This is a genomic window from Sporotomaculum syntrophicum, assembly GCF_009932395.1.
Classification (GTDB): Bacteria; Bacillota; Desulfotomaculia; order Desulfotomaculales; family Desulfallaceae; genus Sporotomaculum; species Sporotomaculum syntrophicum.
The window spans coordinates 17448-18489 of the sequence record NZ_LSRS01000031.1 but is presented as its reverse complement, the minus strand read 5'-3'; the positions used below and the strand labels follow the sequence as shown (position 1 = coordinate 18489).

Sequence of the window (1042 nt, the reverse complement as noted above, 5' to 3'; positions counted from 1 at the left end):
GTGCGGAAGTAGAACTGTGGGCGGTAGCCGTTAAAGAACGGGGTATGCCTGCCACCTTCTTCTTTGGTCAGCACGTAGACTTCTGCGTTAAATTTGGTATGGGGCTTGATGCTGCCCGGTTTGGCCAGCACCTGGCCGCGTTCGATCTCTTTGCGATCTACACCGCGCAGCAGGCAGCCTACGTTGTCGCCCGCTTCACCGCGGTCCAGGATCTTGCGGAACATTTCTACGCCGGTGACTACGGTCTTGCGAGGTTTATCCATCAAGCCTACGATTTCTACGTCTTCGCCTACTTTTATGGAACCGCGTTCGATACGTCCTGTTGCTACGGTGCCACGACCTGTGATGGTGAATACGTCTTCTACCGGCATTAAGAACGGCTTGTCAATGTCGCGCTCCGGGTTGGGTATATAAGAGTCTACTGCATCCATTAGTTCCCAGATGCTCTTGCACCATTCGCAGTCACGTTTGCCGCAGCCGCATTCCAGTGCTTTTAGGGCTGAACCGTTGATGACGGGGATGTCGTCGCCGGGAAATTCGTACTGGTTTAATAGGTCGCGCACTTCCATGTCCACCAGTTCCAGCAGTTCAGCGTCGTCTACCTGGTCTACTTTGTTCAGGTAAACTACTATGTAGGGCACGCCTACCTGGCGGGAGAGCAGGATGTGTTCACGAGTCTGGGGCATGGGGCCGTCTGCTGCCGATACGACCAGGATTGAGCCGTCCATCTGGGCTGCACCGGTGATCATGTTTTTAACGTAGTCGGCGTGACCGGGGCAGTCGACGTGGGCATAGTGACGGTTCTCGGTCTCGTATTCTACGTGGGAGGTATTAATTGTAATACCTCTCTCTTTTTCTTCCGGGGCGTTGTCAATTTCGTCGTATTTCTTAACTGCAGCTCCGCCTATTGTAGAAAGTACGGTGGTGATGGCTGCAGTCAGTGTGGTCTTGCCGTGGTCTACGTGACCAATGGTGCCAATGTTTACGTGCGGTTTGGTCCGCTCAAATTTCGCCTTTGCCATGGTTGGTTTTATTCCTCCTT

The 1042-nt window shown here is 53.4% G+C and carries 1 protein-coding gene; it reads right to left on the bottom strand.

What is annotated here, in order from left to right; all coding sequences use genetic code 11:
• The coding region (tuf, locus tag SPSYN_RS15605; protein WP_161823402.1) for an elongation factor Tu at nt 1-1022 on the bottom strand (1022 nt) is incomplete at its 3' end.
• Nucleotides 1023-1042 lie beyond the last annotated feature (20 nt).